The following is a 26,108-nucleotide window of genomic DNA, read 5'->3' as shown; positions in this document are numbered from 1 at the left end:
CCCGTCTCACCGGCCGGGGGCTGGGTCGCGGGCGTGCCGTATCACCGGCCGAGGCCCGGTCACTCGCCAGCCAAAGACTAGTGACTCACCTGCCGGTGTCCAGCGACTCACCTTACGTTGGCAAGCGATTTACTTGACCTGCGGCTAGTGAATGCTTAACGTCAGGCTCGGCGTGCGCTACCCGAACCGGCCGTGGAGATATGTACCCATGTCAAGCTATTTGTACCGACTCGCCCGGCTCGCCTTCCGGCGCCGACGGCTGGTCCTGGCGTTGTGGCTGGTGGCGGCCGTGGTCGCCATCGCCGCCGCCCAGATCAGCGGCGGGAAGACCAACGACAACTTCACGATCCCCGGCACCGAGGCGCAGAACGCGTCCGACGTCCTGTCCGCCAAGCTGCCCGCCTTCAGCGGCGGCCAGAGCACGATCGTCTTCGCGACGACCCAGGGCAGCAGGAAGGTCACCGACCCGGCCACCATGAAGGTGATCGAGTCGGCCATGACCAAGCTGCGGACGGTCCCTCAGGTCTCCAACGTCGTCGACCCGTTCCAGGGCAAGCTCGTCTCGCAGGACGACAAGATCGCGCTCGGCCAGGTGCAGTGGTCGGCGGCGGCCACCGACGTCAAGGACGCCAACCTCGACCTGTTCAACGACGCGATGAAGCCCGTACGGGCGGACGGCGTCCAGGTCGAGTACAACGGCAGCGTCTATCCGGGCTGGCGGCAGGTGATCTCCGAGCTGCCCGAACTCATCGGCCTGATCGTCGCCTTCTTCATCCTGATGATCACCTTCGGGGCGTTCGCCGCGGCGGGCATGCCGATCCTGGGCGCGATCATCGGCGTCGTCACCACGCTGATGGCCATCACGGCCGTCGCGTCCGTGGTCACCATCGCCTCGGCCTCCACCACCGTCGCGCTGATGCTCGGGCTCTCCTGCGGCATCGACTACGGCCTGTTCATCCTGTCCCGGCACCGTACGAACCTGCTCAACGGCATGACGCCCGAGGAGTCCGTGCCGCTGGCCATGGGCACGGCGGGCAGCTCCGTCGTCTTCGCCGCGCTCACCGTGATCATCGCGCTGTGCGGGCTCACCGTCGTCGGCATCCCGTTCCTCACCGTCATGGGTCTGGCCGCCGCGGCCTCGGTCGCCGTCGCGCTGCTCATCGCGCTGACCCTGCTGCCCGCGATGCTCGGCTTCGCCGGGACCAAGGTCGCCACATTCACCCGGCTGCCCTGGCTCGGCGCCCGCGCGGAGCGGGTCGCCCGCCGTTCGGCCGCCGACCCGGACAGCCCCAACGGCGCCCGCTGGGCCCGCTTCGTCGTACGCCACCGCATCCTCGTACTCATCGGCGGCGTCGCCCTGCTCGGCGTGCTGGCCATCCCCGCCCTTGACATCCGGCTCGGCCTGCCCAGCAGCGCCTCCCAGCCGAAGAGCACCACCCAGCGCAAGGCGTACGACCTCACCACCGAGGGCTTCGGCGCCGGTTTCAACGGCGCGCTGCTGATCGTCGCGCAGAACACCAGCAGCCCGGCGGACACCGCGGCCATCGCGGCGCGGCTCACCAAGGTGCCGGGCGTCGTCAAGGTGACGCCGCTGGCCTCCAAGAACGGGGTCTCGCTGATCCGCGTGATCCCCAAGACCGGGCCGAACGACCCCGCCACCGCCGACCTCGTGCACACCCTGCGCGACGACCGGCAGCAGCTCGAAGGTCAGACCGGCACCGACATCCTCGTCGGTGGCACCACGGCCTCCAACATCGACGTCTCGGCCAAACTGTCCAGCGCGCTGCCGGTCTTCCTGATCGTCGTGGTCGGCCTGGCCTTCATCCTGCTGACCTTCGCCTTCCGCACCATCCTGGTGCCGATCAAGTCCATCCTCGGCTTCCTGCTGTCGATGGCCGCGGCCCTCGGCGCCCAGGTGGCGACCTTCCAATGGGGCTGGGGCCAGCGGATCTTCGGCATCACGCCGACCGAGACGATCAGCTTCCTGCCGATCATCATGCTGGCCATCATCTTCGGCCTGTCCAGCGACTACGAGGTCTTCGTCGTCTCCCGCATCAAGGAGGAGTACACGAAGAACGGCGACGCCCGCCGGGCCGTGCAGCGCGGCACCGGCCTGTCCGCCCGCGTCGTCACCGCCGCGGCCCTCATCATGTTCTTCATCTTCGTCGCCTTCATGTTCACCGACGACCCCACCATCAAGGCCATCGGCTTCAGCTTCGCCGCCGGCGTCTTCCTCGACGCCTTCGTCGTCCGCCTCACCCTCGTCCCCGCCGTCCTCGCCATCGTCCGCTCCAAGGTCTGGTACCACCCCCAGTGGTTCTCCACATACATCCCCGACCCCGACATCGAGGGCCAACGCCTCGAACACGACCTGAAATCCGGCCGCCTGACCTGACCCGCCCTGACCTGACCTGACCTGACCCGTCCTGACCCCGGCCGCTCCGCGGTTCAGACCGAGCCGACGGCCGGCTCACCCCCACCGTCGTCCCGAGCGAAACGCCGAGCCCGCGTTCCCGCCGCAGTGCCGAGCAGCGCCTGATACCGCAAGTTGCTCGGCCGCGCGGCGTCGGGTCCGAGACGTGCTTCCCAGTCCCGGCAGACGCCCGCGACGAGCGCGGCCACGGCCACGGGGTCGGCGCTCCGCCAGGACGGGAACCGCCCGGCCCAGGCCACAGCGGCCTCGTCCGGCCAACCGGCTTCCATCAACCGCACCGCGGTGAGCGCCACGTCCACCCAGGCGGGCCCGGAAGCGACCATGGCCCAGTCCACGACGCGCGCGCCGCTCGCGCCGATCAGCAAATTGTGGGGATTGGTATCCGTGTGCAGCAACGCGTCCCCGGCCAGCAGCAGTTGCTCGTCATCCGACAGAACGTGCGCGTAGCGGTCACCCAACCGCGGCGCCAAGCCGTCCGCGGTCACCTCCTGCATACGCGCCAGCGCCCGCGCGACCAGTGCCGTGTCGGCGGAGCCCGGGGTGAGGTCGGCGTGCCGACCGTCGATGTACTCGAATACCAGCACATCCCACCCGGCGACCGTCACCCGGGCCAGCAACAACGGTGCCACCCCGGCGACCAGCGGATTCGCCGCGACTTCCCAGTCCTGGCCGACAACCCCGTCCGTGTCCGAGACCGGAACGCCCTTGACGAACACCCGTCCGTCCGCGGTGGCCAGTACGGCGGCGGTCTGGCACGTCAGCCCCTCCGCCACCGGCACCCAACCCGTCACCGCCCCCACGTACCCACCCACCGCTACCCGTACGGCGGACGGCAGCGCGTCCCATTCGGTACGTGGCATCCGGGCACCTCCGACGAAAGGTCCCCGAGGCGACCGCTTCGGGGCCGAACACGCTACTGCGTCGCCCCGCACTTCCGGCAGCGAATCTTGCCCGACCATCCGACCCACTCGTGATCGCAATTCGGCACGACGGTGGGCGGCCTGGTCGCGGTCGCCGGGATCTGCGCGTACGACTCCGACGCGCAGGGCCTCGCGCAGCGGTACTTCCACCAAGCGCTCCGCCTCGCAAAAGCCTCCGGTGACGGCGCCGACATGTTGCCCGCGCTGGCGACCGACCTGTACGCGATGCAGGCCAAGGCGTTCTCCCGCATGGGCGACCAGGCAGCCTCATCAGCCTGCGCGACTGGACCCCCGCCCAGACCTACGCTGCCGAAGCCGTACGCGCCCAGGCGCACGCGCGCGGTTCCGTGCACCGTCTGGCCACGCTCGCCACCGCCGACCTCGGTCGCGGCAACCCCGAGCAGGCCGCCGCCCACAGCGTCACCGCCCTCACCCTCGCCCAGGGCCAGGAATCACAGCGCCTGCGCGGCCGTCATCTCGATCATTACCTCATCCGCCAGCGGCCGGTCGCCCTGGCCACCACCGTCAACGAAGCAGGCGAAGCCCTCCTGCTGTGGCGCCACCGCTTCATCACCGACAGTTGGGGCTGGGAGCTGGCCGCCGGTGTCGTCGAGCACGGTGAGGACGTCGAAGCCGCGGCCGCCCGCGAAATGCTCGAGGAAACCGGCTGGCGCCCCGGCCCTCTCCGCCACCTGCTGACCGTCGAGCCCTCCAACGGCCTCACCGACGGCCGCCACCACGTCTACTGGTCCACCACCGCGGAACACATCGGCCACCCCGAGGACGACTTCGAATCCGAGCGCCGCGAATGGGTCCCCCTGTCCTCGGTCCCGACCCTGATCGAGCGCGGCGAGATCCACTCGGCCAACGCCGTCGCCGCTCTCCTTCTGCTCCACCACATGCACGCCACCACGTGAGTCCGGCACCGCCGGTCAGACCGAGCCGAGGTCGATCTCCGCGGCGAAGGGGACCACGGCCTTCACGGTGCCGGTGAACACGGCGGTCTGTTCGACCCTCCGGTCCCGCCAGGGGGTGCCGGGGAACCCCGGCCGCAGTAATCTGCGTCGACGCCTACGAGCGCGCGTGAGCGCGGCGACGGCCGCCGGGGGGCGGGCAGGGGCGGATGAGGGGGACGGCACACGATGGACGGAAACGACGGCTCCGGCAGACCGGCGTACGACCCGGCCAAGGGCTACGGCGGCACTCCCGCGAGCGGCGGCGGCACGGGCTACGGCGGTACGGGCCAGGGCGGCGCGGGCGGGGACGGGCCGTGGAGCGTGCCCGGGTACAGACACGAACGTGACCTCGGCGCGGGCGCGTCCGGCCGGGTCGTGCTGGCCACGCACATCGCCACGGGGACGGCGGTGGCGGTCAAGTACCTCGCGGGATCCCTCGGCGGCAACCCGCGCTTTCGCACCGCCTTCCGCGCCGAGGCGGAACTCCTCGGCGGCCTGCACTCGCCGTACATCGCGCGCTTCTACGAGTACGTGGAGGACGGCGGGAACGCCGCGATCGTGATGGAGCTCGTCGACGGCATCGCGCTGCACGCGCTGCTGCGGCAGGAGGGCGCGACCGATCCGGAACCGGCGCTCGCGGTGCTGAAGGGCTCGCTGCTCGGCCTGGCCGCCGCGCACGCGGCGGGGGTGGTGCACCGCGACTACAAGCCCGCGAACGTGCTGGTCACCACGGACGGCGTGTCCAAACTGGTGGACTTCGGCGTCGCGGTGCGCAGCGGCGAGACGGGCGCGGTCGCGGGCACGCCGTCGTACATGGCGCCCGAGCAGTGGGCAGGCGGCCCCGCCACCCCGGCGACCGACGTGTACGCGGCCACCGCGACCTTCTACGAGTGCCTGACCGGCAGTAAGCCGTACTCCGGCTCGACGATGTTCGAACTGGCCGTGCAGCACGCCGAAGCGCCCATCCCCGACGAGCGGGTGCCGGAGCCGGTGCGCGGTCTGGTCACCCGCGGACTGGGCAAGACCCCGCAGGAACGCCCGCAGAGCGCGGCCGAATTCGTCGCGGAACTCCAGGCGGTGGCGGGCGCCGCGTACGGCGAGGACTGGGAGGAGCGCGGGCAGCGCAAACTCGCCGCGCTCGTGGCCCTGTTGCCGCTGCTGCTGCCGTTCGGCGGCGGCAGCGCCGCCTCGGGGACGACGGCCTTCGCGCACACGCAGCTCGGGCAGGGGGCGGGCGTCGCCTCCGGCGCGGCCCCCGCGCCGACTCCGGGCGCGGCGGCACCGGGCGACGCCCTGGTCGCGCTGGAGCGGCACCGCCCGGTACGCCCGGCCCGCTTCGGGCGGCGCGCCAAACTGGTGGCGGGCGCGGTCGCGGCCGTCCTGATATCCACCGGGCTCGTCGTGACCGCGGTGGCCACCGGCGGCGACGGTCCCTCCGACGAGGTCACCGCCGCCTCGACCCCCTCGGCCCTGACCTCCCTGGTCTCCGGCCAGCCCGTCGCCCCCGCGACCGGCACCCCGGCGTCCGGTTCCCCGTCCGCGTCCCCCTCGGCATCGGGGTCCGCGTCCCCGTCCCCGTCCGCCTCGGACAGCGCCTCACCGAGCGGTACGACGACGACGGCGCCGGTCGATCCCCCGACGACATCGGCGCCGACATCGACGCCCCCCACCACGGCGCCCACGACGCCGCCGACGACACCGCCGACCACGACGACGCCACCCGCGCTGGTCGTGGACTCGGTCGCCATCGTGCGGTTCATCTGTAGCGCGGGCGCCGGACACACGGCGGTCGCGGCGGTCACCGTGCAGGGCAACGGAGCCGACGACGGCACCTTGGTCCTCACCTGGGCGCACACCACGGCATCGGGACTCGTGTCGGGAGCGGTCACCGAGTCGTACCCGATCCCCAGGGGCGAGACGTCCTCCACCCAGTCCTACACTCACGCGTTCGGCGTCAGCCGCTTCCCCGGCTGGACGCTCACCGTCTCCTCGACGCCCGCCGCGGGCAAGGGGAACGGCTCCTCACAGACGATCGACGCCTGCTGACCCGCACTTCGGCCCTCCGCCAAGGAACCCGCCCATGCCGCACGACCGTGACCGCGACCAGAGCCGTGACCCACGCCTGCACTTCAGCACCCGGCCGCAGGCCGCCCCCGCCCCCGCCGCGCCGGACGACGGCACCTTCCGGCTCAGCGACCTCGGCTTCGGCGGCGCGAGCGATACGGACGGCGCGAACGATACGGACGGCGCGCGCGGTACGGGCGGAACGAGCGATACGGACGGCGCGCGCGCCGAGGGCGGTGCGGGCGGCACCGAGGAGCCGGACGGCGCGACCGTACTCGACCCCGACTCCTGGTCCAGCGAGGTCCCGGAGGCGGAGACCTTCGCGCCCGGGCTGCGCCGCTTCGGGCCCGGGGTGCCCGACGGGCCCGAGCCGTCGGTCGGTACGGAGCGGACCGCCGCCGTGTGGCACGGCACCGTTCGGCCGGGGGAGCCGGTGCTGCCGCCCGAAGAGCCGCGCGGGAAACGGGCGTTGGGCGGCTGGCTGCTCGCGCTGCTGGTGCTGCTCGGGGTGGTGGCGTATCTGCTGTGGCAGCACTGGCCGGGCTCGGTGAAGGTCGACGGCGTCAGTGTCCGCAACGACACCGCCGTCCAGGGCTGCCACAGTACGGCGAAGGTGGTGGGCACGCTGCGGACCAGCGGGGACGCGGGAACGGTGCGCTACCGGTGGCGGCGCAGCGACGGCACGCTGTCCGACGAGTTGCGGCAGCGGGTGGCGAAGGGGCGGCGCAGCACCGACGTCGTGCTGCTGTGGTCCTTCGACGGCCGCGGCACGCTCCAGGCGACCGCGACCCTCGAAGTGCTCTCCCCGCAGCGGCAGTCGGGGTCGTACACCTTCACCTACCGCTGCTCCTGAGGCCGTTGACGCGCGCGGTCAGCCGATCCGCGCCTCCCCGTACGGGAGCAGCCGCACCGGACCGACCAGGCCGTACGGCTGGCGCGGCGATCCGCCGTAGACGCCCGGATCGCTGACGCGCAGCCGGTTGCCGAGGGTGGTGGCCACCTCGACCTCGATGGTGTTGTCGCCCTGGCGCAGCCAACCGCCCAGGTCCACCACGGGGTTGATGTGGTCGACGGGGTCGAGGCGGTGGCCGTTGACCGTCACGCGGCAGGTGTCGTAGACCGTGCCGAGGTCGAGCAGCGCGCCGTGGCCGCCGGTCCAGGCGCGGCCGAGGCGGACGGTGGTGCGGTAGCGGCCGATGCCGGAGACGTCGGCGAGCGCGGGGATGTCGGGCCAGGCGGCGAGCGCGTCGAGGGTGAGCGCGCGGCGCACGACCCTCGTCTCGGTGGCGGTGGCGCCCGGCTGCCAGTCCTCGACGTCCAGCTGCCAGCCCGTGAGCTGGGTGGGCTGCGGCACGCCGGAGATCCGGCTGCGCACCGTGCGGCGGCCTTGGGACAGTTCGGTGACGTACTCGCCGTCGGCGGAGCCGCGTACGGTCAGCCGCCCGTCGGCGAAGAGCACGGTGTCCGCGGTGGTGGACACCGCGTGCGGGCCGCTGCCCGTGCGGTCGCCGAACAGGCCGGGCACGCCGAGCGCGACGACCATGGTCTCGCCGGGCTGGAGCGCGACGCGCAGCGTGACCGTGTCGCCGGTCTCGGTGTACGTGCCGATCCGCCGCACGCGTCCGGTCCACAGGTCCAGCAGGTACGGGACGTGGCGGGTGCTGCCCCGGCGCAGGGTCACCTCGTGGTCGACGGCGGCGACCGGCGGCTTGACCGTCTCGGCGTGCTTGCCGTTGCAGAAGTAGAAGTAGTCGACGCCGTCCGCGTACCGGTGGGCGTTGAGCAGCGTGGAACTGGTCGCGTACGAGACGAGCGGTGTCACGCCGAGGTCGGCGAGCGCGGCGCCCACCGCGGTCTTGTCGGTGATCTGCCGGACGCGCGGCTGGGCCAGCAACTGGGCCAGCACCGCGCGCAGTCGGGCGTCCTGCCCGCCGGCGTCCAGGCCGGGGACGGTCGCGGTGCTCCAGTCGCCGAGCAGCACGATCGGCAGCCCGGCCTTGGTGAACGCCAGGAATTTCTCGGCGACTTCGACCGGCAGCGTGCAGGTGGACCCGGCGAAGAAGTCGGCCTCCACGAACAGGGCGCGGTACGCGGGTCCGCCCGCCGCCAGCACCCCGTTGGTCACCCGCGCCGACGGCAGGCTCAGCAGCGGCTCGCTGATGAACTGGTGGTTCCAGCCCAGCGGTATGCCGGTCGAGGTGAACCAGGACGCGCCGATGCCGGTCGCGGTGTAGCCGGTCTGCCGGAAGATCGCCACGTCCTGGCGCGGCTTCCCCGCTTGCAGGACCTGGTGCACACGGGCCAAGTAGCCCGACATGTCGGCGATGTGACGCCACGTCGGATGCCGCGGCCCCCACGACTCCCCGTAGCCGACACCGCCGTGGTACGGGGTGAAGGCCGCGTATCCCGGCCAGGCCACACCGGGCAGGGCCGCGTACGAGAAGCCGTGGATCACCGTCTGGTTGACCCCGGCCGCGTACGCGCCGCCCATCGTGCGCAGGAACTTCTGCCAGGTGGTGCTGTACGCGCCGCCGGTGTACGCGCCCGACTCGCAGGACAGAATGGTGCTGCCCGCCATGTCCCGCCCGCCGGCCAGGCACCGGTAGTCGTCCAGGTTCTTGAAGCCCAGCGACTCGCCCTCGGGGATGTCCAGGAGCGCGGCGGTCGCGATGGCGTCGGTCTGGAGCCCGTACGGCTGCGCGCGCAGCTTCAGTCCGAAGGTGCTCGCCCACTTCTTGATCGCGGTGACGTGGTGGGTGTTGTACAGCTCCGAGACCGTCTGCCAGAAGTCGTGGCGTACGCGGACGGTCAGCGCGGCGCCGTACGCGTAGACCTGGTTGCTCTTGTTGAGCAGCAGCGCGGGCAGGTACGGCAGCAGGTCGTAGCCGCGGCGGCGGGCGAATTCGGCGGGCAGCGCCGGGGTCCACAGCAGGGCGCGCGACTCCAGCTCGATGGAGTCCTCGAAGAGGGCGCCGCCCGCGCGGGCGATCAGCCGGCGCACCGGGCGGGTCAGCAGGTCCGACTCCCAGAAGTCGGTGATCGCGCGGGTGCCGGCGGGGCTGAAGTGGTCCACGACGTACGCGGTCGGCGCGGTGTGCGGCCCCGCCTCGGGGGTCTGGCCGGTGCCGCGCAGCCAGTGGGCGAAGAGCAGCCAGGACCCGCCGTCGTCGGGCGCGGTCCAGGTGACGGCGCCGTTGGTGACCGTGCGCGTGAGGTCCACCAGGGTGGCCGGGTCGAGGCCGGTCTCCTTGCGGGTGCTGTTGGCGGTGTCGACGCGGACCGCCTGCACGGCGAGCAGCGTGGCCTTCGCGGCGGCCGGGTCGGCGGCGACGACGGGGGCGGGGACGGGTCCCTCGTAACGGGCCCCGGCGGCCAACGCGGCGACACCGTAGGCGAGTTCCTGTACGGCGGCCGGGCTGTCCGGGGTGATCGTGGGGACGGCGGTCGGCCAGGCGGGGCCCGCGGTGAGGTCGACGGTCAGGCCGCGGCGGTCGGCCTGCTCCAGCGCGGCCTCCATCCCGGCGACCCAGCTCGCGCTGCCCCAGCCGTGGTGCGCGGTGTCCAGGACGGCCGGGTCGTCCACGCTGTGGTGGACCGCGGCGATCTCGACGCCGCCGAAACCGGCGTCCGCGATCTGGTCGATCTCGCGGCGGATCTCGGCGGGCTCGACCAGCCCGTCCGGCCACCACCAGCGGAATTTGGGCCGGACGGGGGCGGGCGGGGCGCTGAACCAGGAGGCGGAGCCGGGGGCGCCGGGTCGGCACGGGGCCGGGTGCGCGGAGGCGCTGCCCGCCGCTCTCGCCCCTTCGGCCGCGTGCGCGGTGCCGGTGGCCGCGCCCCACGTGAGGGCCGCGCCCGCGGCGGCTCCGGCTTGGAGGACGCGGCGGCGGGCGACACCGGTGTCCGGGCGGCTGTCGTCGGCGTGGCTGGCGTCGTCGGTCATGGTGCGCGTCTCCTCGTATGAAACGTTTTAAGTTCCGGGCGGACGCTATGGCCGAGAATCGTCAGACGTCAAGGGGGTGGACTTGTCGGATTCATTGAACAGATTCAATCGAGCGGGGAAATGCATGCCGCGGGGCCGAGGGCGGCACCCGTGGCGCGCGCCCGTCCGCCGCGCGCCCCGCCCCGTGTCCGCCCCGCGCCCGGCGCCGTGTCCGCCCCGCGCCCGGCGCCGCGTCACGCTCCGCCGTATGGAGGAAAGTTTCATCCGCACTCTGTTCTGCGGTGGTTACTTGGCATTAAGTTCCAACGGCAGCTGCCCGCACGGAATTTGACGCTCTCCCTCACCCCCACCACGGGAGCACACATGTCGGTCCCTGAGCACTTCGCCATGCCCCGCACCGCCCAGTCCCGCGCCGCCCAGTCCCCCACCGCCGAGTCCGGCACGGACGAGTCCCGCGCCGCCCTGTCCCGCCGCCGCTTCCTCGCCTCGGCCGCCGTGCTCGGCGCGAGCGCGGGAGCCGTGATCGTCGGCGCCGCGCCCGCCTCCGCCTCCGCCTCCGCCGCGCGGATCGTCCCCGAGCCCAACATGTTCGACACCACGGCATGGGGCGCCCGCCCGCCGTCCTCCCCGGTCAGCCTGGCCGGGAACAACCCCAACAAGATCGTCGTGCACCACACCGCGTTCGCGAACACCGCCGACTCCGGCACGTCCGGCTCGTTCGCCATCGCGCACGAGATCCAGGACCTGCACATGGACACCAACGGCTGGATCGACACCGGCAACCACTTCACCATCAGCCGGACCGGCATCATCATGGAGGGCCGCCACCGCAGCCTGGAACGGCTGCTCGCGGGCAGCAACATGGTCGTCGGCGCCCACACCGTCGGCCAGAACACGCAGGGCATCGGCATCGAGAACAACGGCACGTACACCTCGGTCGCGCCGCCGTCGATCCTCTACGCCAGCCTCGTCAGCCTCTGCTCGTACATCTGCTACAAGTACGGCCTCGCGCCGACGCAGATCTTCGGGCACCGGGACTTCAACGTCACCGAGTGCCCCGGCGACAAGCTCTACGCGATGCTGCCGCAGCTCCGGTCGGACGTGGCGTCCCGGATGTAGCGGCGGGTCCGCCGGGTGCGGCGCCGGGCCCGCGCGGGTTCGGCGCCGCGCCGTGCGGACCTCCGGGTTCGGCGCCGCGCCGGGCCCGCGCGGACGCCAAGTCCCTCGACACCTGGCAGTCCGCCCACGCGTCCCGTATCGCGGCCCCACTGTCGAGGCACGGCTGTCGAAGCACGGCTACGAGGACTGAGCCGGGCGCCAGCCCAGGGCCGGGCCCAGGGCGCCGGCGAGGTCGGTGAGGATCTGGACGTAGTCCTCGTGGGCGAAGGTGAAGGGCAGGGCGAAGGCGACCTCGTCGATCTCGCGGAAGGCGGCGTGGGCGTGGAGGCGTTCGGCGAGCTGGGCCGAGGGGCCGACGAAGTCGGGGGAGAAGAGCATGCGCGCCGGGCCCTGCGGAGCCGTGGTGCGCGGGAGGCGCTTGCGGGCGTACTCCTCGTAGCGGGCGCGCTGCGCGGGCGTGGCGCTGTCGGTCGGGATGACGACGAGGCCCTGTGAGACGCGGGCGCGGTCGCCGTCGGGGTGGTGGGCGCGGAAGGTCCTGATGTGGGAGAGCTGGATGTCGGCGAAGTCCGGCGCCGGGCCCGTCACCGCCGCCTCGGCCGCCGCCGGATTCTCCGCCGCCGCCGCCTTCTCCCGATACTCCGGCTCCTCCGCCTTGACGACGCTGCTCGTCAGGAAATTCATGCCGTTCTCGCCCGCCCACCGCGCCGACCGCAGGCTCGCGCCGCCGTACCAGAGACGGCCGCCGAGGCCGGGGGAGTGCGGCTGGACGCGGTCGGAGAAGACCTCGATGCCCTCGACGCCGCTGAAGTCGGTGGCGCGCTCGCCGCGTACGAAGTCCAGCAGCCGCCGGACGCGCGGGTAGCCGAAGTCCTCGGCGTCGGCGGTGTCCGGGTAGAGCGCGGGCCCGACCTGCTCGAAGTGCGTGGGCGGCCCGACGCTGACGCCGGGGTTGAGCCGTCCGCCGGACAGGATGTCGACCGTCGCCAGATCCTCGGCCAGCCGCAGCGGATTCTCCCAGCCCAGCGGGATGACGGCGGTGCCCAGCTCGATCCTGCGGGTGCGCTGGCTCGCCGCCGCCAGCACGGCGACCGGCGAGGAGATCCCGTACTGGAGGTGCCGGTGCCGCACCCACGCGCTGTCGAAGCCGAGCCGTTCGCCCAGCTCGATGATCTCCAGCGTCGACTCGTGCCCCCGCCGGGGATCGGCCTCGTCGAACAGCCCGATGGTCAGGAAGCCCAGCTTCCGCAACGGCTCGGATTCCAGCGGCACAGCACGCCTCCCACGTTTCCGTCCATACTCACGCCCGCCCGCCGCCCCCGCACTCCGTACCCACCGCGACCTGAGTACGAGCACGGATGATTCGGACACATCCGCGCGGCCACACTGGTCCAGGAGCGAAGATCACCTACGCGAGAGGCGGCAGCGCCGTGCAGACCAACCATCCCCGTCGGCCCCGGATTCCCGCCGGCCCCCGGCTCACCCTGATCGGACTGTCCCTCGCGGGCGTCGCCTTCATGGGGCTCGGCTCGGCGTGCAGCGTGCAGGACGCGATGTGCTCGGGCGGGGAGTACCCGGTGGCGTCGGTCGGGCCCCCGGCGGGCGGCGGGGCCTGCGTGTCGGACAAGGAGGAGCCGCCGAAGGGCTTCGTGCGCTACCCGAAGGGCAAGGTCCCCCGGCACGTGGACGACAAGTGGGACAAGTACTGGCAGGAGCACTCCCTGGACGCCGAAGGCAACGAGGTGAAGTGAGGCCCCGCCGCGGGGGGGGCGGGGCCTCACAAGGCGTGCCGGGCCCGCGTACGGATCGGCGTACGCGGGCCCATAGCGGCTACTTCAGCGTCACCGTCGCCGACGCCGTCAGGCCGCCCGAGGCGACCGTCACCGTGACCGTGCCGCGCCGCAGCGCGGTGAGCGTGGCGGTCGTCGGGTCCAGGACCGCGAGGGTCCCGGGACGGCGCTTGGCGGCCTTGGCCTCGGAGGGCGAGTCGGTGACCAGGACGCCCGCGGACCCCGACCAGACCACCGTGGTGGGGTAGCGCAGCGGAAAGCGCAGCCCGAACTCGCTGGTGATGCCGGTGGCCGCCAGAGCGGCCGACGTGCCGACGGGCACGGGACCGTCCGCCGTCAGCTCGATCCCGTCGATGACCGGGCGGCTCTCGGCCCGCAGCCACTCGCGGGTCCGCGGGCTCGGCTGCCCGGCCCGGACGCGCGCGGGCCTGGGGTCGACGCCGACGTGCATCCAGCCGAAGAAGCCGCCCTGGTCGGGCGAGCTGTAGGGCGTCTTGCCCACGGCCGGGGTGGTGACCTCCAGGACGCCGTCGGTCCGCGTGACCGACGCGGTGTGCGCGTGGCCGGTGAAGAGCGCGACCGGCTTGCCGGAGGTCTCCCGGAAGTCGGCCAGCCACTTCTGGAGGAGCCCGGCCTCCAGCTGGTCGGCGAGCTGTGAGGCGCCCGCGCCCGAGGGGTCCCGCAAGGGGTGGTGGAAGGACAGCACGACACCGGTCACCGACCGGTCCCTGGCCGCCTTCGCCAACTCGGCCTGGAGCAGCGGCACTTGGTCCCAGTCCGAGGTCCGCATGTCGCCGGTGTGCGAGTCCAGCAGGATGAAACGGGTCCCCTTGTGGTCGAAGACCTGCCGGTTAGGGCGGCCGGTCACGGCGAGGAACGCGTCGAGGCCGCCGGTCGCGGACAGCCCCGCCTCGTGGTTGCCGGGCGTCCAGTACACCGGCAGCCCGGCGGGTACGTGGTCGCGCAGCAGCCCGTTGGCGAGTGCGAAGTCCTCGGGGTTGTTGTTGTCCACGAAGTCGCCGTTGATCAGCAGGAAGTCCGGCCGGGTCGCGACGGCCTGGCCGAGCGCGGTCACCGCCTGCCGCCCGGAGAAGGAGTCGAGCCCGGCCGCCGCGCTGACGTGCAGGTCGGACAGGACCGCGAAGGTCCACCGCCGGTCCGGCAGTCCGCCCTGCTCGACCACGTACGGGTCGGGCTGCGGGGCCTGCGAGGTGTCCGGCTGCTGCCCGACCTGCGCGGCGAGCCCGTCGAAGTCGAGCCGCCCCGCGTTCTTGTTGGTCTGCGACGTCTCCGCGATGTAGATCCGCAGCAGCGTGACCGGCTCCGAGTACCCGGCGGGGAGGTCCCCGACGACCCGCCGCCACCCCGTCCAGTCCACGGTCAGCGCGAGCGTGAACGGCACATTGGTGGTGCCCTGCGAGTACATCATGCAGCGCAGCCAGTGGTTGTTGCCGTCGCCGTTGACCCACAGCGCGATCCGCTTCGTGCCCGTGGGAAGCGTGATCGGACCGCCGCCGGCCACCGCGTACGCCGCCGACGTACTCGTCTGCCCGGTGAAGTCGTACGTGAGCCGCAGCGCGTGGTTGTCGGCCGCCGCGCCCGGCCGGTCGGGGGCGGCGACGAAGGCGACCGACGCCGTGCCCCGCGCGGCCAGCGCCGTCCAGTTCTCGGCCGGCTCGAACTCGGCCAGCGACACGTCGACCAGGCCGACCGTCACCGGCAGCCGGGCCGTCACATCCCCCACGGTCGCCGTCAGGACGGTGGCCTTGCCGACCGCGCCCGCGTCACCGGTGATCCGTAGGCTGCCGTCGGGCTGCGCGGCCACCGTGATCAGGGCCTTGTCGTAGGCGAGTCGGACGTCACGCGGCGCGACGGGCGCGTCGAAACCGTCCGCGTCGTACCCGGTCAGGCTGACCGACGCGGTCGCGCCGGGGTCGATGGTGACGGCCCGCTCGGTGAACGCCAGCCGGTGCAGGTCGCCGAGGACCCGCAGTTCGTGCGCGCCGTCCGCATCCCCGGTACGGGCGCGCAGCGTTCCCGCGCCGGGCTTCCTGGCACGGAAGACGCCGTCGCGCGCGGTGCCGAGGGAGCCGGGGGAGGCCGACCACCGTACGGGGTCGCGGTGTTCGTCGATCGGCACCGGCGCCCACGTCTCGTCGTAGCCCGCCGCCGCGACGTCCACGGTCAGCCCCGGCACGACGCGGTCGGCGCGCGGGCGTACGTCGAGGCCGCGCAGCCGTCCCGAGCCCTTGCGGGCGGCGAAGAGGCCGACGCCGTTGGGCACGGGCCGCTCGCCGCCGTCCGAGGGGGTGTTGACGACTCCGGCCCCGGTGTCGCCGGGCCTGCGGGCGACGATCTCGGTGGAGCCGCCGCCGTCGAGCATGAACGCCTCGGTGGCGCCGAGCCGCACCAGCAGCTTGGCGGTGTCGTCGAAGCTGAGCCCGGCGGAGAAGTTGGCCGAGCCGTCGATCGCGACGAGCAGCAGGCGGTGGCCGCCGTCCAGCCACGCGATGGCGGTGCGCGGCTTGGCCGCGTCGTTGCCGGTGCTCGGCGGGAAGTCGATCGCCGTGCCGCCGCGCACCAGCACCTCGCCGCTGCCGAGCGCGGTGCGCAGCGCGACGGGCGCGTTCGTCCGCGGCGCGAAGTCGACGGTGACGGCGTCACCGGGCTCGGCGGCGGCCAGTTGGGCCGCCGCCGCGCCCCGGCCGAGCACGACGAGGCCGCCGTCCGGCACCGCGGTGTCGGTGAGTTGGGCGTTGACGGCGGTGATCTTCCCGCCCGCGACGACGAGTTCGGTGTACGGGCCCGCGTCCTGGATGAGCGTGCGGCGCCCGGCGCCCCACTTCGGGGTGTACGCGGCGACGCCGTCGGCGGGCACCGAGGGCGAGTTGAGGGCGGTGAGCGGCCGTCGCGTCCCGGCGACCGTGACCGTACCGGTGAGCACCAGGTCGGCCAGCCGGGCCACCCGGTCGGCACCGATCGCCGCGACGGTCGCCGTCTTGTTCGTGCCCTTGCGGAGTGTGCCGTCCTGGATTTCCGGGCCCTCGGCCGCGAAGGTCTCGGTGATGTCGAAATAGTCGCCGTTGACGGCGGCCACGGCGTGCTGCGCGTTCGCCGCCTGGGCGAGCGGACGCGGATCGCTCACCTTGTCCGCGACGAGGTCCACGCCGACCGACGCGTTGCCGAGATCGGCGTTGAGCACATGGACCCGCGTCCAGCCGGTGCGGCCGAATGTGTCGAAGGAGGTGAGGACGATACCCGGCGCGACCGGGTAGTCCGCGCGGCCCGCCACGAGGGATTCCCCCGGCACGGCCAACTGGTAATTCGGCGGCTTGTATTCGGCGTAACCGGGGTATTTCGCCGATTCCGGCGGAGTGAACGCCGGTGTGCTCCCGGCCTGTCCCGATGTGCCCTGTCGGCTCGTTTGCGCGCTCGCGGTTCCGGCGGTCGCGGTGAGTCCGGCGGCGACGGCGCCGACGATGAGGCCGCGTCGCGTTATCCCCGAGGCGGCGCTGGTTTGCTGATTCTCCATGGCGCATCACGCTATGGGTTTTTGCCGTCGATGAGATGAACGAAAACGTAGGTGAGGACATCGGGTTGCCGGTGCGCGGGCGGATTGCGCCCGAACGGCACCGTGGGCGGCGCGGCCTGCCGCACTTCACGTCGTTGACGCGGGTGCGGAACGTCCGCATTTGGCGGGCACGTCGGGATATTGCCGCCCAGGAGGCGGCGCGGCTTTTCAAAAAACACACAGGTCGCTTGCAACCCCTCCCGTTACAGCTGTTAGTTTCGGTCGGCTGCCCCTTCGCGGGGGACGTGGACATCCCTGCGGCCCACCCTCGGCCGCGAAGCCAGCGGAGAAAGACCACGAATGGATTACTGCTACACGTGCCGCCGCTCCGTCAACGGGGCGCTGGTGTGCCCGGGTTGCGGCGCCTACGCGCCGGAGACGGCCGCGGCTCCGGTCTCGTACGCGGACTCGGCGTCGTACCCGGCTCCGGTCTCGTACGCGGCCCCGGCCCCGTACGAGCCCGCCGCGTACATACCGGAGCCCTCCGTCTTCCCGGCCGCGCCTGCGGCTTCGGCTGGCGCCGCGGCTTCGGCTGCGGCTGACGAGGAGGGGACGGCGTCCGTCGTCGGGCCCTCTTCGCTCGTGCCCCGCTTGCAGGGCGGACGCGCCGCCCGGCGACGGCAGTTGGAGCGGTGGAAGAAGAACCGGCGCCGTGCGGGCGTCGCCACGGCGGTGGCCCTCTTCGGCGGCGGCGTGACCGTCGCGTCCACGCAGAACCACGGCTCCGGCCGGGGCACGACGGCGTCCTCGTCGTACGACACCGTGACGCCGGTGACGCTGCGCACCGACAACGCGCAGGCCACGGACCCGACGTCGGGCCCGCACGCCGCCGCGCCCGCCACCCAGCGGCACACTCGTACCCCGGCGCTCCCCACGGCCGAGGCGACCCACCCGGCCGCCACCAACGCCGGTACGGCCCCGCTGCCCGCCACTTCCCCGGCCACCGGCCCGGCCCCGTCCGCCTCGACGGCTCCTTCGACGCCCCCGTCGACCGGCACGCAAGCCGTGAACACCGGCACCGGCACCGCCGCCGACACCCCCGCGGACCCCGGCACGACGACGACGGCGCCCCCGGCCACCACCCCCGCCGACCCCGCGCCGCCGAGCACGTCCCCGACGACGCCGCCCGCGCACCAGGGCCTGTGCATCCTGATCCTCTGCCTGCCGTAAGACCCCGGCCGGGACGTGCCCCGTAGGGGCGTTGGCTCCGCCCCCGACGGCGGCCCCAACGCCCCTAAAAGATCAGGTGCACCGCACCCGTATGGCGCGGGTTAACAGAAGGCCTCGCGGACGGACCCGCCGACCGCGGCGCACCACGTGCTCAGGTCGACCTTGCCGTTGGGGCGAAGGCCGTGCAGCCGCTGGAGATCCTGGACGGCCTTCTGGGTGGCGTGGTCGAAGGTGCCGTTGACCGTGACACCGGCGAAGCCCTTGAGGGCCAGGATCGACTGGAGGCCGCTCACCGGCAGCCCGGTGGCGTGCTTGTCGAGTACGGGCGCCAGCGCTTCCCACGTGGCGGTGTCGAAGGTGGCGTCGGGCGTGACCGGAATGCCGTGCGTGGTCTGGAAGTCGGCGACCACGGCGTTCATGTCGGTGCCGAAGACGCCGTTGGGCGTCAGCGCGGTGTACCCGGCGTTGTTGAGCAGGTACTGCGCGACCCCGACGACCTGGCTGTCCACGAACCGCCAGATGTCCGGCCAGCGGCGCGCGGGGATGTCCCGCCGGGGCGTGCACATCTGGGTCAGGACGCGCGAGCGGATCGTCGGGAACTGCGCGTAGAAGGCGGCGCCGGGACACTCGGTGCCGAGCCGGAAGTCCCAGTGCCCGAAGATGTCCCAGGCGTGCAGGTCGAACTGCCTGCACACGGCGACGCACAGCTCCACCAGGGAGTCGAGCAGCGCGCGCGGCGGCGTCTCCGTGATGTACGTGCCCTCGTTCTCGATGCCGATCGCGTTGCCGTTCTCACCGGGGCAGTGCGCGGCCGTGACCTGGTGTTCCCCGGTGACCAGCGTCTCCAGGCTGCGGTGCCTGCCCTCCATGACGTAGCCGCCGCGGCTGACGGTGAAGTGCTGGCCGGTGTCGGCCCAGCCGTTGGTGTCCATGTGCAGGTCCTGGCAGTCCTTGGCGAGCTGGACCGCGTGGGCGCGCGAGTAGTCCGTGACGTTGGGGAACGCCATGTGGTGCAGGATGATCTTGTTCGTGGTGTTGCCCGTGATCTGGATCGGGCTGGACGGCGGCCGGGCGCCCCATGTGTCGCAGTCGATGATCCACGGGAATTGCGGCGACGGCGCGGCGACGGCCGCTCCGGGCAAGGCCAGTTCGGTACCGACGACGGCGGCGACCGCTCCGCCCAGGCCGACTCTGAACAACGTGCGACGGTCGACCTCGTGCTCGTGTATGGCCAATGCATGCTCCCCGAGGAACGTGGCAGTCACTGTTAACTGCCGTGCACCCGGAGACTATTGAGCCTTCTGATGTCTGACCAGAATTGTTTCAAGATCGTGATGCTCGGTGTGGAACCGAAGGCTCACCTGGCGTTCGCCCGCGGTTCGCCCGCCATTCGCCGGGCTGCCGGAGGCTTCGCGGGACCCCTGCTCATTTCCCGCCGTGCCGACCGAAGAGGGACCCACAGCCTTGCAAACCTTGCATAAGAGATGGCGTGCGTCAATCACTCTGGGCGTCGCGTTCCTGACCGCGATTCCCTTTTTCCTCGCGTCCTCACCCGCCGCCTCGGCGGTTTCGCCGGCCGGTTCGCCGGCCGTTTCACCGACTGTTTCGCCGACGGCCGACGCGGCGCCTTCCGCCGTGAAAATCAATGAGGTCGAGTCCAATGGCGGAACGCCGGGCGACTGGGTCGAGTTGGTCAATTCCGGTGCGATTGCTGTTGATGTGTCGGGTTGGCTCGTCAAGGACAATGACGACTCCCATGTGTTCACAATTGCCGCCGGTACGTCGATCGCGCCCGGCGGTTTTCTCGCGCTCGACGTCGACCCCGTCTTCGGGCTGGGAAGCGCGGATTCCGCGCGGCTTTTCCTGCCCGACGGCGTGACCTTGGTGGACGCGTACTCCTGGACCGCCCACGCGGCGACCACGTACGGCCGTTGCCCCGACGGCACCGGCGCTTTCGTCACCACGACCGCCTCCACCAAGGGCGCCGCGAACAACTGCGGAGCGCCCTCGTCGGCCGTGAGAATCAATGAGGTCGAGTCCAATGGCGGAACGCCCGGCGACTGGGTCGAGTTGACCAACACAAGTCCCGTGTCCGTGGACATATCGGGCTGGCTCGTCAAGGACAACGACGACTCCCACGTCTTCACGGTCCCCGCCGGTACGTCGGTCGCGCCGGGCGGTTTCCTCGCCCTCGACGTCGAGTCGGCCTTCGGTCTCGGCGGCGCCGACTCCGCCCGCCTCTTCCTGCCGGACGGCACGACGCTGATCGACGCGTACTCCTGGACCGCCCACGCGGCGACCACGTACGGGCGTTGCCCCGACGGCACGGGCGACTTCGCGACGACGGCCGCCTCCACGAAGGGCGCGGCCAACGCGTGCGCCGGTCAGGTCGCGGCCTCCCCGTGGCCGGGCGGCTCCTCGGTGACCACGGTCGACGACGCGAACGTCTTCGGTACGAACCTGAGCGGTCTGGCGTACGAGGGCTCCGGCGGGCCGACCCCCGGTGTGCTGTGGGCGGTCAGGAACGGCCCCTCCACGCTGTACCGGCTGGAGTGGGACGGCGCCAAGTGGGCGCCGGACACCGCCGACGGGTGGAGCGCGGGCAAGGCGCTGCGCTACCCGGACGGGACCGGTGACCCCGACGCCGAGGGGGTCGCCCTGACGGGCGCGGGCCCTTCCGGCGGCGTCTTCGTCTCGACCGAGCGCGACAACGCGGTCAGCGGCGTGAGCCGTCCCGAGGTGCTGCGCTTCGACCCGCCCGGAGCGGGGTCCGGCGCGCTGCGCGCCACCCGCGAGTGGAATCTGACGGCGGACCTGCCGCCGGTCGGCGCCAACAGCGGCCTTGAGGGCATCACTTGGGTGCCCGACAGCTACCTGACCTCGCACGGCTTCCGCGACCAGCACACGGGCGCCGCGTACTCCCCGGCCGCCTACCCCGACCACGGTGACGGCCTCTTCTTCGTCGGCCTCGAAGGCAACGGCAGCGTCTACGCGTACGCCCTCGACCAGTCCGGCAGCGGCTTCACCCGCGTCGCCGCCTTCGCCAGCGGCTTCCCGAGCGTCATGGAGCTCCAGTTCGACGCCGAGGCCGACCAGTTGTGGGCCGTGTGCGACGACACCTGCAACGGCCGTACGACGGCCTTCGCAGTGGGCGCCAACGGTGACTTCGCCGCCACCGGCCTCTACGAGCGCCCGGCCGCGATGCCCAACCTCAACAACGAAGGCTTCGCCTTCGCCCCGCGCTCCGAGTGCGTCGACGGCCGCAAGCCGGTCTTCTGGTCCGACGACAGCGACGACGGCGGGCACGCGTTGCGCGGCGGCACGATCGCCTGCGCGGCGGGCGGCGCCTTCCTGCCCCTGAACGGCTTCTCCGACGTGGCCCTCGGCGGCACCACATCCGGCCGTGTCGTCGCCACGGGCGGCCGTACGGTCCTGGTCTCCGACGCCCGCGACCCCGCGGGCGTGCTGGTGTACGTCGGCTCCGGATCCGCCCCCGCCCAGGTCCAGTTGACCGGCGGCGCGGCCACGCTCTCCCTCGGGCGCGGCTCCTACGAGATCACCGGCTCCGGCCGCACGGCCACCGTGCGTACGGTCGACGGCGAGCCCGCCGTCCTCGCCCCGGTCCCCGCGACCGTCGCCCGCGGCGCCTCCCTCACCTACACCGAGACCCCCACCGGCCTCACCGGCATCCGCCACACCGGCTCCGTCACCTTCGGCCCCTGCGCCGGCGTCGACATCCAGAACGTCATCCTCGGCACCCCCGGCAACGACCGCCTCACCGGCACCCCCGGCAACGACCTCATCCTCGGCCGCGGCGGCAACGACACCGTCGACGGCGGCGGCGGAAGCGACTGCGTCCTGACCGGCGCGGGCAACGACCGCATCTCCCTCCCGGGCACCGGCCCTTCGTACACCGACGCGGGCGGCGGCAACAACGTCGTCTCCACGGGCGACGGCGCCGATGTGGTCCTCGCGGGCAGCGGCAACGACCAGATCACGACGGGTGGGGGCGACGACCGTATCGACGCGGGCGGCGGCAACAACGTCGTCTCGGCGGGCGGCGGTTCCGACACCGTCCGGTCCACCACCGGCAACGACACCCTCGACTGCGGCCCCGGCCTCGACACCGCCCACCCCGGCACCGGCAACAACACCAACGTCGGCGGCCGTTGCGAGACCTTCCTGTCCTGACCCCCACCAAGAGAGGCCGGGCCCCCGCCCGGCCTCTCCCGTCCCCCCCACACGCGGCGCCACCCCGCCGTACCCTGTACCCGGCCCCGGCACGCACTCCCACCGCCTGGCGGTTCGCCCCATTTGCCCGACCCTTGACAGCTGGTTCCATCCGCCTCCCCCCACTGCTGAACATGCACGTCAGCGAGACCGCCCCCCGCGCGTGCGGGGATGACCCCCCCAGCCCGTGCCAGCTACGCGGGCCACAGCATCTGCCCCCCCGCGCGTGCGGGGATGACCCCTTCAGGATCGCGGCGTTCGGGAAGCGCTCGGGCTGCCCCCTGCGCGTGCGGGGATGACCCCGTCCAGGACCTCATGGGCATCGACTGGCCCGTCTGCCCCCCCGCGCGTGCGGGGATGACCCCCGGTCCAGCAGTTCGCCGATGCTGTCACCGAACTGCCCCCCCGCGCGTGCGGGGATGAGCCCATGTGCTTGGTGACGGTCTTCTCCAGGGCGTCGTGCACCCCGCGGCGTGCGGGGATGGCCCCGGGGGCTACTTGGCGCTGTGCCCCGCGCATGGCGGCCCCCCGCGCGTGCGGGGATGACGTGTTTGCTCAGGGCGCGGCTCCGCCGAGGGCTATTCGAGGGCCGCGACGGCGGCAAGGATCTCGGCGGGTTCCGACCGCGTCGTGTAATCGGGGTGGACGTCGATCCAGCGGATGGAGCCGTCGGCGCCGACGAGGACGGTCGTGGCGAGCGGGAGAGCGGCGGACCCGTCGGCGTTGACGTCGGTGAGGCGGACGCCGAGGGACGCCTGCGCGTCCTGCGCGCTGTCGGCGAGGGTGAAGACGATGCCGAGCTGCGCGGCGATCCGGTTCCCCGGGTCCGACAGTACGGCGTACGACAGGCCGAGCTTCTCGGTCATCGTCAGCGAGCCGTCCGGCTTCTGCGGGCTGAGCGCGATCAGGGCGACGCCCCGCGCTCGGAGTTGGTCGACCAGGGCCTCCTGGTAGGTGCGCAAGGTCAGGTTGCAGTACGGGCACCAGGCTCCCCGATAGAAGACGACGACGGCCGGGCGCCCCGCCCGTACGGCCGAAAGGCTCGTCGGCCGACCGGTCGCGTCCAGAAGGTCGCCGTCGGGCATGGCGGTGCCCGGACCGGCGACGCCGTCCGGGACACCGGCCGCCATCAGCCGCCGCCTCTCGTTCTCGAAGGCGGTTCCGACCTCGGCGGGCAGCCGCCCGGCGGCCTGCGCCTGGACCTCGGCGGCCCGGTCGGCGACCGGGGTTGCGATGTCGTTCATGAGAGCGCCCCTTGCGTGCTGCGAATCGTGCTGCGATGGGCCCAGTGATTTCTGGGTCGCAGATTCCACTCTCGCGTCCAAAAAATGGGTTCTCAAGTCCAAAACGGTGTTAGCGTGGCGTCATGGCTACCGATACGCGCCCGACGGCCAAGCTCACGCCCAAGGGGCTGCGGACCCGGGCCCGTATCGTCGACGCCGCCGCCGAACTCGTTCACGAACGCGGGGTCGCGGGCGCCACCCTCGAAGACGTCAAGGCCGCGGCCCAGGTCAGCGGCTCGCAGCTCTACCACTACTTCGCCGACAAGGAAGCGCTCGTGCAGGCGGTGATCGACCGCCAGGCCGACGCCATCGTCACCACCACCGAGCAGGCGGGGCTCGACACGGTCGAGGGGCTGCGCGCCTGGCGCGACCTCGTCGTCGCCGAGGCCGGGCGCCTCGACGGCCGGGGCGGCTGCCCGCTCGGGTCCCTCGGCGGTCAGCTCGCCGAGAGCGACGCGCGGGCCCGCGCTCGGGTCTCGGTCGGGTTCGGCCGCTGGTCCACCGTCATCGGCCAAGGGCTGGCCGCCCTGCACGCCGCCGGGCGCCTCCGGCCCGGCATCGATCCGGACGACCTGGCCGTCACCCTCCTCTGCGCCTTGCAGGGCGCACTCCTGCTCGCCCAGATCCAGCGGGACAGCCTTCCGCTGGAGACCGCACTCGACACCGTCCTGGCCCTGAGCCTCAGCCCTGGCGTCACCTTCGGCCAGGGCGCCGGATGACGTCCGACGGAACTCCGGGCGCCGCCGCCCCCTCGGTGCGGCGGAACGAACTGCGGTTCACGGCACGCTGATTGTCTGGACCCAGCCCCCGTGAGTCGCCCGCACCACCGTCTTGACGCTCGGTCCAGCCTTGGCCCCTGCGGCCGCCGGCCGTGGCCATATCCTGTGCTCGGGGCCGTGCGGCCCGCCTTCAGGAGCCGCTTGCCGTATTCGCCCGATCCTCGACAGTTGGTTCAATCGGCCCCTGCCCCCTGATAACCCCGCACGTCAGCGAGCCTGCTCCCCGCGCAAGCGGGGATGACCCCTGGTCAAAAGTCATCTCGGTCGGCATGAACGGCTGCTCCCCGCGCGAGCGGGGATGACCCCTTCATGACCTCGTTGGCGGCCGGGGCGACGTTCTGCTCCCCGCGCGTGCGGGGATAGTCCCAGCCCGCAGGCCGTGCGTTGGGGGAACGGCGATGCGTGTCCGGACGTGGGCGACCGTGGAGGTCGATCGTCCTGTGACCCTTACGGTCCTTACGGCCGGGGCGGCGACGGCGGCGCCGTAGAACGTGCGACGCGGAACCCCACGTCGTCGATTCCGAACGTCGGATGGCTGCGGCGCCGCACGGACGCGCGGCAGCTCCAGTGCTCGTCGGCCCAGCCGCCGCCGCGCAGCACCCGGTAGGTCCCGTACACCTCGGCGTCGTAGACGTCCCAGCACCAGTTCCACACGTTGCCCAACATGTCGTACAGGCCGAAGGCGTTGGGCTCCTTGCCGCCGACGGGGTGCGTACGCCCGTCCGAGTTCCCCTGGTGCCAGGCGACGGCGTCGAGCTGCCCGTACCTCGGCCCCGTCGTCCCCGCCCGGCAGGCGTACTCCCACTCGGCCTCGGTGGGCAGCCGGTAACCGTCCGCCGCCGCGTCCCACTCCGCCCGCTCGGCCTCACGGTCCAACGCGTACGCGGGCGTCAGCCCCTCCCGCCGTGACAGGGCGTCGCAGAACTCCGCCGCGTCCCACCACGAAACCCCCTCCACCGGCAGCCGCCCGCCCTCCACACTGCTCGGCCTCCGGCCGGTGACCTCCGCGTACGCCTCCTGCGTCACCGGCACCGCCGCCATCTCGAACGCCGCGACCTCGACCTGCCAGCTCTTCTGCGTCCGCCGGTCCGACACCGTCACCCGTCCCGCCGGGACCCCCACCATGGCCTCCACAGCCGGCCACCCTACCGACCACCCCGAATACGCCCCCACGGCCCGTCGGCACCGTCCCCCACCAGGCGGCCACCTGCCCCATTCGCCCGCCCCCGCCACCTCGCCGAATCCACCCCCACCCGCCGACAACCCCCCAGGTCAGCCCCTCCGCCGCCCCCGCGTAATGCGGGGAAGACCCCCTCCGCGGAAGTCGAGGTATTCGCGGTCGGCCCTCGTCCGCGTCGGCCGCGATTGTCCGAGGTGCGCGTTACGGTCCTGTCATGGCAGCAAGAATCGATCTGACCCTTGATTGCGCGGACGCGAAACTCCTCGCCACGTTCTGGAAGACGGCCCTGGGATATGTGGACGAGCCGCCGCCCGCTCCCTTCACGACCCGTGAGGAGTGGCTGGCGCAGTTCGACCTTCCGGAGGACGACTCCGCGGACGACGGCGCGTGGCTCTGCGATCCCGACGGCGTCGGCCCCCGGCTCTGCATCCTCAAGGTCCCCGAGCCGAAGACCGCCAAGAACCGGCTCCACATCGACGTCCGGGTGCCGGGACACGGCAGCCCCGACGAGCGGTGGGCACGGATCGAGGCGGAGTCCGAGCGGCTGGTGAAGGCGGGCGGGGTCGTCCTGGAGGAGTTCGAGGGGCACCATGTGGTGATGGCCGACCCCGAGGGCAATGAGTTCTGCGTTGCCGCGGCCTCGGCGGGAGGCTGACCGGGGACGGCATC

Annotated in this window: 18 protein-coding genes and 1 CRISPR repeat array; of the genes, 10 read left to right on the top strand and 8 right to left on the bottom strand. The window is 72.4% G+C overall.

Annotated elements, in window-relative coordinates:
- The first annotated feature begins 208 nt into the window (after positions 1-208).
- The gene (locus ACIO6U_RS10815) at positions 209-2,395 is read left to right on the top strand and encodes an MMPL family transporter (RefSeq protein ID WP_401717587.1); all 2,187 of its coding nucleotides are present in this window, start codon (positions 209-211) and stop codon (positions 2,393-2,395) included.
- A 53-nt stretch (positions 2,396-2,448) separates the two neighbouring features.
- Here the strand turns inward: ACIO6U_RS10815 and ACIO6U_RS10810 are convergent, their stop codons facing one another.
- Complete coding sequence (locus ACIO6U_RS10810; RefSeq protein ID WP_401717584.1) at positions 2,449-3,234, bottom strand: phosphotransferase; 786 nt, start codon at positions 3,232-3,234, stop codon at positions 2,449-2,451.
- Between the two features lie 581 nt (positions 3,235-3,815).
- On the opposite strand from ACIO6U_RS10810, the gene ACIO6U_RS10805 reads away from it, so the two are divergent.
- The 3 genes from ACIO6U_RS10805 to ACIO6U_RS10795 all read left to right on the top strand — a co-directional run bounded on the left by ACIO6U_RS10805 (position 3,816) and on the right by ACIO6U_RS10795 (position 7,227).
- Positions 3,816-4,271 carry an NUDIX hydrolase gene (locus tag ACIO6U_RS10805; protein ID WP_401718491.1) on the top strand — a complete coding sequence of 152 codons (456 nt, stop codon included), beginning with the start codon at positions 3,816-3,818 and terminating at the stop codon, positions 4,269-4,271.
- A 225-nt stretch (positions 4,272-4,496) separates the two neighbouring features.
- Entirely contained in the window at positions 4,497-6,356 is a 1,860-nt protein-coding gene (locus ACIO6U_RS10800; protein WP_401717581.1) for a protein kinase, read from the top strand.
- A gap of 34 nt (positions 6,357-6,390) precedes the next feature.
- Positions 6,391-7,227, top strand: a complete 837-nt coding sequence (locus tag ACIO6U_RS10795) for a hypothetical protein (protein WP_401717578.1) — start codon at positions 6,391-6,393, stop codon at positions 7,225-7,227.
- An 18-nt stretch (positions 7,228-7,245) separates the two neighbouring features.
- Here the strand turns inward: ACIO6U_RS10795 and ACIO6U_RS10790 are convergent, their stop codons facing one another.
- A complete protein-coding gene (locus ACIO6U_RS10790) occupies positions 7,246-10,317 on the bottom strand; it encodes a glycosyl hydrolase (protein WP_401717575.1) in 3,072 nt (1,023 codons plus the stop codon).
- A 363-nt stretch (positions 10,318-10,680) separates the two neighbouring features.
- Here ACIO6U_RS10790 and ACIO6U_RS10785 point away from each other — a divergent pair, with 363 nt between their 5' ends.
- On the top strand, positions 10,681-11,436 hold the full coding sequence (locus ACIO6U_RS10785; RefSeq protein WP_401717572.1) for a peptidoglycan recognition family protein: 756 nt from the start codon (positions 10,681-10,683) through the stop codon (positions 11,434-11,436).
- 177 nt (positions 11,437-11,613) lie between these two features.
- Here ACIO6U_RS10785 and ACIO6U_RS10780 read toward each other — a convergent pair whose 3' ends face one another.
- Positions 11,614-12,708 (bottom strand): LLM class flavin-dependent oxidoreductase, encoded by a 1,095-nt coding sequence (locus ACIO6U_RS10780; protein ID WP_401717569.1) that lies wholly within the window; start codon positions 12,706-12,708, stop codon positions 11,614-11,616.
- A gap of 158 nt (positions 12,709-12,866) precedes the next feature.
- Between ACIO6U_RS10780 and ACIO6U_RS10775 the strand changes: the two genes are divergently transcribed.
- The gene (locus ACIO6U_RS10775) at positions 12,867-13,187 is read left to right on the top strand and encodes an SCO0607 family lipoprotein (RefSeq protein WP_401717567.1); all 321 of its coding nucleotides are present in this window, start codon (positions 12,867-12,869) and stop codon (positions 13,185-13,187) included.
- Between the two features lie 79 nt (positions 13,188-13,266).
- Here the strand turns inward: ACIO6U_RS10775 and ACIO6U_RS10770 are convergent, their stop codons facing one another.
- Positions 13,267-16,758, bottom strand: a complete 3,492-nt coding sequence (locus tag ACIO6U_RS10770; RefSeq protein ID WP_401717563.1) for a phosphodiester glycosidase family protein — start codon at positions 16,756-16,758, stop codon at positions 13,267-13,269.
- A 621-nt stretch (positions 16,759-17,379) separates the two neighbouring features.
- On the opposite strand from ACIO6U_RS10770, the gene ACIO6U_RS10765 reads away from it, so the two are divergent.
- Positions 17,380-17,967: a hypothetical protein gene (locus tag ACIO6U_RS10765; protein ID WP_401717561.1), complete on the top strand. Its 588-nt coding sequence runs from the start codon at positions 17,380-17,382 to the stop codon at positions 17,965-17,967.
- A 101-nt stretch (positions 17,968-18,068) separates the two neighbouring features.
- Here the strand turns inward: ACIO6U_RS10765 and ACIO6U_RS10760 are convergent, their stop codons facing one another.
- A complete protein-coding gene (locus tag ACIO6U_RS10760; protein ID WP_401717558.1) occupies positions 18,069-19,202 on the bottom strand; it encodes an N-acetylmuramoyl-L-alanine amidase in 1,134 nt (377 codons plus the stop codon).
- A 54-nt stretch (positions 19,203-19,256) separates the two neighbouring features.
- Complete coding sequence (locus ACIO6U_RS10755) at positions 19,257-19,706, bottom strand: hypothetical protein (RefSeq protein ID WP_401718572.1); 450 nt, start codon at positions 19,704-19,706, stop codon at positions 19,257-19,259.
- Here ACIO6U_RS10755 and ACIO6U_RS10750 point away from each other — a divergent pair.
- Positions 19,603-22,158: a lamin tail domain-containing protein gene (locus ACIO6U_RS10750; RefSeq protein WP_401717555.1), complete on the top strand. Its 2,556-nt coding sequence runs from the start codon at positions 19,603-19,605 to the stop codon at positions 22,156-22,158. The two genes, ACIO6U_RS10755 and ACIO6U_RS10750, sit on opposite strands and share 104 nt — an antisense overlap.
- A gap of 192 nt (positions 22,159-22,350) precedes the next feature.
- A CRISPR array of direct repeats spans positions 22,351-22,747; the repeat unit is 20 nt; unit sequence GCGCGTGCGGGGATGACCCC.
- Positions 22,748-22,775: 28 nt separating this feature from the next.
- Here the strand turns inward: ACIO6U_RS10750 and ACIO6U_RS10745 are convergent.
- On the bottom strand, positions 22,776-23,441 hold the full coding sequence (locus tag ACIO6U_RS10745; RefSeq protein ID WP_391041760.1) for a redoxin domain-containing protein: 666 nt from the start codon (positions 23,439-23,441) through the stop codon (positions 22,776-22,778).
- Between the two features lie 122 nt (positions 23,442-23,563).
- Between ACIO6U_RS10745 and ACIO6U_RS10740 the strand changes: the two genes are divergently transcribed.
- Positions 23,564-24,199 (top strand): TetR family transcriptional regulator, encoded by a 636-nt coding sequence (locus ACIO6U_RS10740; RefSeq protein WP_401717552.1) that lies wholly within the window; start codon positions 23,564-23,566, stop codon positions 24,197-24,199.
- A gap of 516 nt (positions 24,200-24,715) precedes the next feature.
- Here the strand turns inward: ACIO6U_RS10740 and ACIO6U_RS10735 are convergent.
- Positions 24,716-25,384, bottom strand: coding sequence for a formylglycine-generating enzyme family protein (locus tag ACIO6U_RS10735; protein ID WP_401718488.1), 669 nt, complete (start codon positions 25,382-25,384; stop codon positions 24,716-24,718).
- 269 nt (positions 25,385-25,653) lie between these two features.
- Here ACIO6U_RS10735 and ACIO6U_RS10730 point away from each other — a divergent pair, with 269 nt between their 5' ends.
- Complete coding sequence (locus ACIO6U_RS10730; protein ID WP_401717549.1) at positions 25,654-26,094, top strand: VOC family protein; 441 nt, start codon at positions 25,654-25,656, stop codon at positions 26,092-26,094.
- Positions 26,095-26,108 lie beyond the last annotated feature (14 nt).

It is taken from the genome of Streptomyces sp. NPDC087422 (genome assembly GCF_044744145.1).
GTDB lineage: Bacteria > Actinomycetota > Actinomycetes > Streptomycetales > Streptomycetaceae > Actinacidiphila.
This window is presented reverse-complemented; position numbering and strand designations above follow the sequence as displayed.

Coding starts and splice junctions, on each gene's coding strand:
- ACIO6U_RS10815 (WP_401717587.1), top strand. CDS start 209: ATGTCAAGCTATTTGTACCGACTCGCCCGGCTCGCCTTCCGGCGCCGA.
- ACIO6U_RS10800 (WP_401717581.1), top strand. CDS start 4,497: ATGGACGGAAACGACGGCTCCGGCAGACCGGCGTACGACCCGGCCAAG.
- ACIO6U_RS10795 (WP_401717578.1), top strand. CDS start 6,391: ATGCCGCACGACCGTGACCGCGACCAGAGCCGTGACCCACGCCTGCAC.
- ACIO6U_RS10790 (WP_401717575.1), bottom strand. CDS start 10,317: ATGACCGACGACGCCAGCCACGCCGACGACAGCCGCCCGGACACCGGT.
- ACIO6U_RS10785 (WP_401717572.1), top strand. CDS start 10,681: ATGTCGGTCCCTGAGCACTTCGCCATGCCCCGCACCGCCCAGTCCCGC.
- ACIO6U_RS10770 (WP_401717563.1), bottom strand. CDS start 16,758: ATGGAGAATCAGCAAACCAGCGCCGCCTCGGGGATAACGCGACGCGGC.
- ACIO6U_RS10745 (WP_391041760.1), bottom strand. CDS start 23,441: ATGAACGACATCGCAACCCCGGTCGCCGACCGGGCCGCCGAGGTCCAG.
- ACIO6U_RS10740 (WP_401717552.1), top strand. CDS start 23,564: ATGGCTACCGATACGCGCCCGACGGCCAAGCTCACGCCCAAGGGGCTG.
- ACIO6U_RS10735 (WP_401718488.1), bottom strand. CDS start 25,384: ATGGTGGGGGTCCCGGCGGGACGGGTGACGGTGTCGGACCGGCGGACG.
- ACIO6U_RS10730 (WP_401717549.1), top strand. CDS start 25,654: ATGGCAGCAAGAATCGATCTGACCCTTGATTGCGCGGACGCGAAACTC.